This window comes from Candidatus Villigracilis sp. (genome assembly GCF_057083605.1).
The window spans coordinates 1-8218 of the sequence record NZ_JBXMTI010000166.1 but is presented as its reverse complement, the minus strand read 5'-3'; the positions used below and the strand labels follow the sequence as shown (position 1 = coordinate 8218).

The following is an 8218-nucleotide window of genomic DNA, read 5'->3' as shown; positions in this document are numbered from 1 at the left end:
CTCGATGTCACAAGTGAGGATCTGCATGTGGCTGATTGTACGATATTTGTCCGCCCTGCGTTTCACTTTGACCTTTCAGTCGCATGGTATTTTCCAGACATTGGCAGGTCCGGAACCCGGGTTCAGTGTTCAAGATAATGGGATAAAATCTTCCCGACATTCTCACATCAATCCTGCGAAAGAACTTCTGCTCAGTGTCCAAACGCATCTTCATTTCGGCCGACCACGGCATGGTAATCGCTGGGCTACACCTGCCCTGACGGGCGGTGCCAGGGAAGCCACACGCTCAGAACATGGAAGCGCTTCGCGCTGAGGAGCGTGAGTCCGCTTGAGCGGACTTTTAGGAACTGAGGCAGGACTTTAGTCCGCTGAATCTCGAAGCGGGTAAAATCCATCGAATATGAAACGAATTTTTATCAGTGCCGACCACGGCATGGCCATCATCTACTTCCTGCAAAGTGACGTCGTTTCGACGCTGGCCGCGACATGTTTGTTGTTCCACTGATCTCGAATCGATTGGCGATCAATGTATTCAATCTGTGAGATAATTCGCAGGGACGTCGAAAGCGATTTGAAAATACCTGCGTTATTATTTGAGAAAACGATTATTGGAGGCTAGGTAAACTGCTTAATAGATCTTGCTGGAGCTGGCACTAACCAATGTGTACTTTGGTATTTTGGAGGAATCATGATGCTTGGTTCCTGGCCGAGAGTTTATGACCAAACATTACACCCTTAAACTCGATCGCTATTCATCTCACCAGCAAATTGTTGCCTGGCTTAAGCTTAATAGAAGAAAACTGTCCTCTGAGCGCGCATGCGTTGTGTATGATGTTGGTTGTGCTCAAGGTTTCATCGGGCAGTTGTTGCCTCCGGAATCATTTGTGTTGTATGGGATGGATATGGACACTAGGGCTGTAGCCGAAGCCCAACCATATTATCGAATGGTGCAGGTGGTAGATATCGAACGGCCACCATTCCCGGAATTCCCACAGCTACCGGACGTTCTAGTGTTGGCAGATGTGTTGGAACACACCCGCTACCCGGAGGTTTGCCTCAGGAATCTCATGGAAACATACTTGCCGGCGGGCGGGTGGGTTATTTTATCTGTGCCCAATATTGCCAATATATTCATTCGTTGGTCACTTCTGTGGGGGCAATTCACCTATACTGATCGGGGTATTCTGGATCGAACACACCTGCGCTTTTTTACGATCCGAAGTATATCTGCCTTATTCAAATCTGTTGGTTTGGTTATGGAACAATTGGCAACCACTCCTATTCCGCTTCCACTGGTGAGTTCCGCCTTTGACGAAGGGCGTGCATTGTGGTTTTTACATCGGATCAACGCCTATGCCGCTCGGCTATTTCCCAGCCTATTTGGGTATCAAATTATCCTCTATGGAACCTATTCTCCCGAATCATAACGAAGGCCCTCCAAGGAAGGTCGTCGTGGTTATGCCTGCCCTAAATGCCGCGCGGACTTTGAAAAACACCTTGGATGACCTGCCGAAAGCCTCAGCATCTGAAGTGATTCTGGTCGATGATGGGAGCAAAGATGACACAGTGGCGCTGGCAAAGTCGCTCGGATTAAAAGTGTTTTCACATGTCGAGAATTTTGGATATGGGGCAAACCAGAAAACCTGCTATACAGAAGCGCTGCAGACAGATGGTTCGATCATTGTAATGATCCATCCTGATTACCAATACGACCCTCGGTTACTGCCCGAAATCGTTTACCCCATTCTGGCTGGGATTGCAGATGTTGTTTTCGGTTCGCGGATGATGGGTCTCTCGGCTTTGTCCCAGGGAATGCCTTGGTGGAAATATTATTCCAACAAGTTTCTAACATCTTTGGAAAACTGGGTTTTCAATTTGAACCTGTCGGAGTTTCATACCGGTTACCGTGCCTATAGTCGCGAGGTATTGGAGCGAGTAAATTTCCTGGCAAATAATGATGGTTTTATCTTTGACCAGGAAATCGTCGCTCAATTTGTCGAGGCCGGAGCCCGGATTATGGAAGTGCCTGTTCCTGTCCGGTATTTCCCTGAAGCCTCTTCTGCGGGTTTTTTTGCAAGTGTTCGCTATGGTTTGGGGATTCTGTGGCTCTTAGTGCGCTTCAGTTTGCATCATTTGGGGGTCTGGCGGAGCATGCAATTTGTTGCGCACCGAGCACGTTATAAGTCAGTTTGACCAAGCCTGATATAAGGAGGCACAGCCATCACTTTGTTAGTCACACCTACCTCCTCTATGACAATGTTTCAACTGGGTCTACTGGTAACGAATCTTTTTCTGGTGAGATTTGGTGACTGACCGGAAGAGATGCCAGCGTACAACAAATCGCGCCAATCACCAGAAAATAATAGTTGCAGAAGGCCTGTTTATTAAAGGCGAAAAAGATTCCCAGACATAGTGCGAAACTTGAGACAAAGCCTGTGGCGGTTCGCGGAACGAAGCGCCAGACGAGTAAATAAGTCACTGCCAAAGCAATAAAACCGATTAACTGCGAAGGTGTGTGATTGAGAACGCGGGCATACCAGGCAAGGTAACTTAGCGCATCCGTTCTGAAGACCTGATGCCATTGTGCCTCTCCAATATTCCACATAAAAGCGGGGAAATTCCACAAAGCCAGAGGAACTGTCACCACGGCAGCAACCACCGCCATCACACCATAAATACGGATCCAATCTCGCCAGGACGAACTGAGTGGAATGAGTAGCAGACTGAGCGGAATGAGAAATAAAAGATACTGTTTGCTGGCAAATAACAGGCCAAGTATGAAGGGCAGCCAGCGCGGATGATGAATGACACAATAAACAGTTGCAGTCAAAAGCAGCACAACAGCGGGTTCTGTCCAGCTTTGTTCAAGCACATAAAATACCCTTGGTGTAAACAAAAAAATATAGGCGGCCAGCTTGGACTCACGCCCAGGCCAGAGAAATGCCATAAGTGCCCCCGAAAGGACAATGGCAAGTAAATAGCTATAACGGATATCGCCGGCGGCGATATAGCCAAGCGTGGCGAAAAAAATGCTGAGCGGTGGGTAGGGGTTGCCGATGGTCAAGAATCCATCCTTGACTAATGCTTCGCCATAATATTGCATGTGCCCATAAATATTTGGTGGGGACAGGGTGTAAGGATTATTACCTTGCAGAAGTGCTTCACCTGACATTTGTTGAAATACGAAAACATCGATTCTTGGTTCAGGCGAACTTTCAATAACCCAAATTCCCATCAACCCGATGATCAGTAGAGTCAAACCTGCTAGCAGGTTTTGCTGCCTGATTGAAATCTGGTCCTGCGGTGCCAGGCTAATGAAAGCCACTATTCCAGCTGCTATTACTCCAAGTTTAAAGAGCCAGATTGTTGAAAATGAAGATGCTTGGTGGGAAACTCCGGGATTATTGGTCGCCAACTGGACGATTTGCCACAATAATCCACATAATAGAATAGGAAAAGCTGTTTTGTGAAATAACCCTTTCGGTGGCGCTTGGTGGGCAAATAGTGCATAACAAAGGCAAATAAATGACCCTGTCAGCCAAAGTATCGCTGGTATCGTAAATCCCCCGTTGCCGTTCTGCAAGGCTTGTCCTAAGGCTAACCCAGCCAGCCCTAAACTGAAACCAACGCGTGTGAGACCGGGATTATTAAGTATTCGAAGGATATAATCAGACACTGGCCAAAGAAAAGTTCCCATTCCAAAACGATTGTATCATGCCATCCTGGCTTCAACTTCACTTATAGATAAGGACCTTGCTGAGCAGTATTCAGTTGGATATACTCTCCTGGAACATCTGTTATGAAACGCATCTTCATTTCGGCCGACCACGGCATGGCCATCATCTATTTCCTGCAAAGTGACGTCGTCTCGACACTGTTGGACGCGGGTATCGAAGTCGTCCTCCTCACCGACGACGACACCAAAGACAAGATCGCCCAGCGGTTTGCGCGGCCGGGCCTCAACTTCGAAGGCTTACGCCTCCAACAGGCCAACGACTACGCCAAAAAAGTCAGTCCACGCGGCCAGTGGCTGCTAGCCTATTTGAGGCGCGTCGGCGGCTCGCGTCGCATCAACACCGAAGCCATGGATAGCCACGTCTGGGAAGTGTGGGCGGAGAACGGTTGGAAGTTCCGTTTGGGCATCTGGATTCCCTCCGCTGTGATGCTTTTCTTCCTGCGGAATTTTTCGTGGGCCCGCAAACTTTTAGTGCGGATGCAGAACCGCTTCACGCCCTCACCCGGGCTGTACACTGACCTCTTTGACAAATACCACCCTGACATGGTCATCGCTTCGACTCCCGGCTGGCGCATGGACCGTTACCTCCTGCGCGAATCCGCCCGACGCGGCATCCCGAACATGACCGTGATCGTGGGCTGGGATAATTCATCGTCGTACAACGTCTCAGGCGCGGATGTGCAGTGGGCGACATGCTGGTCCCAATTGCAGAAAAATGAACTGGTCTACGGCTCAGACTGGGACCCCAAGCATGTCAACATCGGCGGGATCCCATCCTATGACGGATATTTCCGCAAGCAGTGGTTGATGCCACGTGACGAATATTTCAAACTGCACAGACTGGACCCCAACCGCAAGTTAATCTCATATGCCAGCAGTTTCGTCCATTTTGCGCCGAACTTTCCAAACATCGAAGCGTTGGCAAAGTTGGTTTCATCCGATGTGTTGGCGGAGTCTGCGCAGTTGTTGATCCGCTTACACCCGAGTCATTTTCAAGACAAGCCGAAGATCTTCGCCGATGAACGGGCGCGTGTGTTTGAGCTGGAAAAGAAATATCCGCATGTGCATGTGGTCCAGCCGGTGGCGTTGGGCGGTTCGCTGGGTTATTACGGCGGCGAAGACATGGACGAGAAATCCTCCATGATGGCCTATTCAGATGTGGTGGTGACGGTCTATTCGACAATGCTGGTGGAGACGGCTGTGCATGATACTCCCATGATCGCCGCGACCATTGACATCCCTGGCGGGTGGAACAAGCCGAATAAGTTCTCGTTATCGCTGAAGGAAATCGGGGATTGGCCTACGCACCAAAGGTTTAGACTGGCAAAGGCTGGGCGCGTGGCTCAAAATGAAAACGAACTGCGTGAGGCGTTGAATCTGTACCTGAAAGATAAAAGCGTTGATGTCAAAGAACGTCACAGGTTTGTTGAGGAGGAGATTACGTTTACCGATGCGAGCTCGGGGAAACGCACGGCAGAATTTATTTTGAGAGTGTTGAGTCAGGCGCAGGACTAGGCCGGATAGAACACCAGACTCAGAATGAGCATGAGTATCCAGTAAATAATCTCATAAGTTTCGGAAATGGGCTGGATTTTCTTAATGACGCCATAGACATGGACCACGATCATGATGATGAAATTCCCCATGATCAGGTTGAAAAAAACTTTTGAGTTGCCGGGGATGAACTGGCGGTGAAAGCTAGGATGTCCATTATGCAGATCACGCCTCCCAGGCACCGGCCAAAGTAAACCGCCAGGTCTGTGTGGTCAGGGATCTGCCAGCCCAGCCCCTTTGCCCACCGGATGGGCATTATCAAGAGAGGCAGACCAAACAAAAGCAAGGTTCCGACTGCCACAACCAGCAGGTATTCGGTGGCGTAGGTGTTCCATACTCCCAGCATGTAAGCCTCCATGAGTTAACTGTGCTCCATCAAAAATTTCCCCACGAAATCTTAAATAACCAATGGAGCTAGTGGTGTGTCACACCTGAATCTTAGGATAGAGGTGTTGCTGCCAAGCCTGCACTTCTTTTGTGAGGGTTTGGATGTCAGGCAGACGCCGATCCAGGCATTGCCGTACCAAGGCACTCAACTCAATCTCAGCCATGTTGAGCCAACTGCCATGTTTGGGTGTAAAGTGGAATTCAAATCGTTCCACCAGACGCCTGGCTTCGTCCGGTTCAAAAGTTTCATAGAAGGCGGAGGGCGTATGAGTGTTCAGATTGTCCAGGACAACAACGATCTTCTCCGCTTGTGGATACAGAACATCAGAAACGTGTTTCATCACGGTTGCCCATTCAATCTTTCTGCGTTTTTCGGTGACGTTCACAAAACGCTTGCCTTGCAGTGGTTCGAAGAGCATGAACAGATCTGCGACGCCATTGCGCTTGTACTCATAGTCTTCTCGGGCAGGTGTTCCTGCCTGACAGGGAAGGGGCTCTTGTTTGTCTGCCAGAAGCTGCTTGGGCATCTCGTCCATGCAAATCATAGGTCGCTTGGGGTCATAGGGCAGTTTGTATACCTCCAGAACATCTTCCATCTGGCAGACAAAGGCTGCATTGGCTGTTGGCGGAATACACCATTGTTCTCTCAACCAAGGCTTGAGTTCGTTTTTTTCAAGACTCGGCGGATGGTTTCATAGGAGATGCTGTCCACATGTCCCAGTTTCACAAACCGATCCTGCAACAGACGCAGACTCCAATACTTTCTGCCTGTCGGTGGTTCACTACAAGCCAAGGCGATTAAATGGGCTTCGCCTTCACCATCCAGAACATGCTCGTACTCTCGCTCCGGTTTCTTGCGTTGCAGGGCAGCTTCCAAACCCTGTTCTACAAAGCTTTTTCGCACGGCAGCAATTGTGACCGCAGATACATCGAAGGCTTCCATAATTCGCTCATACGACCAGTGCGTTTGCACATCCGACTTCAGCAGAATTTGCGCCCGTTTCATTCGGCGAGCAGGTACGTTCCCAGACGAGGTTAGTTTTTCAAGGTGCTGTCGTTGTTCTTCATTCAGAACTACCAAGTATTTTGTGTTCATCGAGCTGCCTCCACCTCGAGTCTATTCAGGGTGCCCACAGCCCGCAAGAGACTAAATTTTCATTCGTGACGGTCCACTAGTTCAAAGTGAAAATTCGGCGATACTCATCTTGAAAGCATCGGCTTCGGGATAACGCAAGTGAAACAAATCCAAAAGGATGTTGAACATGGCAACGACATACGCCAAGCGCATCTGGATGTAAGCGGACAGACGGTGACGGATGCGTTTCAAATCGCAGACCGTGGTCAGCATCGAGAAGACCGTTTCGACACACATTCGTTCATTCCAAGTTCCTTTCTTGCAGATTTTCAGGTTTTCGGGAACCCCGTCTTTGTCGCGAAAACCGAAATCGGCCAAGGCGATGGTTTCACCGATGAAGGGCTCGACCACCGGATGAAAATGCTTATCGTTCACATTCATGGTCGCCCAATCCCAATGGACGACTTGGCAAACATCATTCAACAACATACAAATCTTGATCCCAATGCTCCAACGCCCTTTGTCGCGACCCTTTTTGCCGACTTGTTGCTCGCTGCGTCCTTCCCGAATGGGAAACAACAACTCAATCGGATAACTGTCGATCACAGTAAAGAAGCTTGGAGCCGACAAAAGCCAATCACACCAATCCTGATGGGTCTGAAGCAGACGTTGCAGTCGCGTCCGTTCGGGCAAGGTCCCATCGCCAAACCAGTCACCATAATCCCGCTGCAGCCAGCGCTAGAAGGCTCGGAAGTGACCGCCTTTCAAGGCAAACAGAATGCCAATCGTTACCAACTCACTCGGATACAACTTCGCCTGAGGATATCGCGGGATCGCAGGCAGTGACGTTGCAACCAAATAGAAAATGTGTAGGATAATATCTTCTGTAGTCATGGGGTACCTCCTCGTAGGTTTCAGCACCCTTGAGGATACCCCATGACTCAACTAGTACCAATGGTTAAATAGAAGGATTTCATTAAGGCAGATGGATGGATCTGTGGATCTGCCAACCTCAGAAAGTGTTTTTTAAATCAGTTTACAGCTAATTTCAACATACGTCGAATGCTAGCGATGTAAACGACGGATTCGCTAGATGAGACGGTATGTTCAAAATCCCGTGCCAGACGGCGATACCGTCCCAGCCAGCCAAAAGTCCGTTCAACAATCCACCGATGCGGCAAGATGACAAATCCTTTTGCTTTATCGGATCGCCGAACAATATCCAGTTTCCAACCAAACGCCTTGCGTACTTTTCAACAATACTGGCATATGCCACATCTGCCCAAAGGAGTTTCAAACGGCACCAACGATTATGAACACTGCGTTTGATGATTCCTTTCTAGCCATCTGACAGTTTCAAAGGTAAGCACAAAGAGGAACAGAAACGAGCAGCGAATTCAAGAGTTTTCTGTCGAGCAAACGAAGCCCGATCTGAAACCAACTCAGATCACGACGATCTTTGCGAT

Annotated in this window: 10 protein-coding genes and 1 pseudogene; 4 read left to right on the top strand and 7 right to left on the bottom strand. The window is 49.1% G+C overall.

Annotated elements, in window-relative coordinates; all coding sequences use genetic code 11:
* The 3 genes from AC14M5_RS24355 to AC14M5_RS24345 form a co-directional block, all read left to right on the top strand.
* On the top strand, positions 1–313 hold a 313-nt coding region (locus AC14M5_RS24355), incomplete at its 5' end, for a hypothetical protein (protein ID WP_484032321.1).
* 403 nt (positions 314–716) lie between these two features.
* Positions 717–1427: a class I SAM-dependent methyltransferase gene (locus tag AC14M5_RS24350; protein ID WP_484032320.1), complete on the top strand. Its 711-nt coding sequence runs from the start codon at positions 717–719 to the stop codon at positions 1425–1427.
* A 31-nt stretch (positions 1428–1458) separates the two neighbouring features.
* Positions 1459–2193, top strand: a complete 735-nt coding sequence (locus tag AC14M5_RS24345; RefSeq protein ID WP_484032322.1) for a glycosyltransferase family 2 protein — start codon at positions 1459–1461, stop codon at positions 2191–2193.
* 55 nt (positions 2194–2248) lie between these two features.
* Here AC14M5_RS24345 and AC14M5_RS24340 read toward each other — a convergent pair whose 3' ends face one another.
* Positions 2249–3697, bottom strand: a complete 1449-nt coding sequence (locus tag AC14M5_RS24340) for a hypothetical protein (RefSeq protein ID WP_484032319.1) — start codon at positions 3695–3697, stop codon at positions 2249–2251.
* A gap of 135 nt (positions 3698–3832) precedes the next feature.
* Here AC14M5_RS24340 and AC14M5_RS24335 point away from each other — a divergent pair, with 135 nt between their 5' ends.
* Positions 3833–5251, top strand: coding sequence for a hypothetical protein (locus tag AC14M5_RS24335; RefSeq protein WP_484032318.1), 1419 nt, complete (start codon positions 3833–3835; stop codon positions 5249–5251).
* A gap of 133 nt (positions 5252–5384) precedes the next feature.
* Here the strand turns inward: AC14M5_RS24335 and AC14M5_RS24330 are convergent, their stop codons facing one another.
* The 6 genes and pseudogenes from AC14M5_RS24330 to AC14M5_RS24305 all read right to left on the bottom strand — a co-directional run.
* The gene (locus AC14M5_RS24330) at positions 5385–5636 is read right to left on the bottom strand and encodes a hypothetical protein (RefSeq protein WP_484032317.1); all 252 of its coding nucleotides are present in this window, start codon (positions 5634–5636) and stop codon (positions 5385–5387) included.
* Positions 5637–5715: 79 nt separating this feature from the next.
* Positions 5716–6327 (bottom strand): IS630 family transposase, encoded by a 612-nt coding sequence (locus AC14M5_RS24325; protein ID WP_484032316.1) that lies wholly within the window; start codon positions 6325–6327, stop codon positions 5716–5718.
* Positions 6324–6773 carry a helix-turn-helix domain-containing protein gene (locus AC14M5_RS24320; RefSeq protein WP_484032315.1) on the bottom strand — a complete coding sequence of 150 codons (450 nt, stop codon included), beginning with the start codon at positions 6771–6773 and terminating at the stop codon, positions 6324–6326. Before AC14M5_RS24320 ends, AC14M5_RS24325 begins: the two co-directional genes overlap by 4 nt.
* 81 nt (positions 6774–6854) lie before the next feature.
* A complete protein-coding gene (locus AC14M5_RS24315) occupies positions 6855–7445 on the bottom strand; it encodes a transposase family protein (protein ID WP_484032314.1) in 591 nt (196 codons plus the stop codon).
* A 45-nt stretch (positions 7446–7490) separates the two neighbouring features.
* Positions 7491–7646, bottom strand: a complete 156-nt coding sequence (locus tag AC14M5_RS24310; protein WP_484032313.1) for a hypothetical protein — start codon at positions 7644–7646, stop codon at positions 7491–7493.
* 137 nt (positions 7647–7783) lie between these two features.
* A pseudogene (locus AC14M5_RS24305) lies at positions 7784–7984 on the bottom strand (transposase); the annotation flags it as partial.
* Positions 7985–8218: the final 234 nt, after the last annotated feature.

Bases quoted from the DNA above. Each gene is read 5' to 3' on its own strand.
- AC14M5_RS24350 (WP_484032320.1), top strand. From the start codon at position 717: ATGACCAAACATTACACCCTTAAACTCGATCGCTATTCATCTCACCAG.
- AC14M5_RS24345 (WP_484032322.1), top strand. From the start codon at position 1,459: ATGCCTGCCCTAAATGCCGCGCGGACTTTGAAAAACACCTTGGATGAC.
- AC14M5_RS24340 (WP_484032319.1), bottom strand. From the start codon at position 3,697: ATGGGAACTTTTCTTTGGCCAGTGTCTGATTATATCCTTCGAATACTT.
- AC14M5_RS24335 (WP_484032318.1), top strand. From the start codon at position 3,833: ATGGCCATCATCTATTTCCTGCAAAGTGACGTCGTCTCGACACTGTTG.
- AC14M5_RS24330 (WP_484032317.1), bottom strand. From the start codon at position 5,636: ATGCTGGGAGTATGGAACACCTACGCCACCGAATACCTGCTGGTTGTG.
- AC14M5_RS24320 (WP_484032315.1), bottom strand. From the start codon at position 6,773: ATGAACACAAAATACTTGGTAGTTCTGAATGAAGAACAACGACAGCAC.
- AC14M5_RS24310 (WP_484032313.1), bottom strand. From the start codon at position 7,646: ATGACTACAGAAGATATTATCCTACACATTTTCTATTTGGTTGCAACG.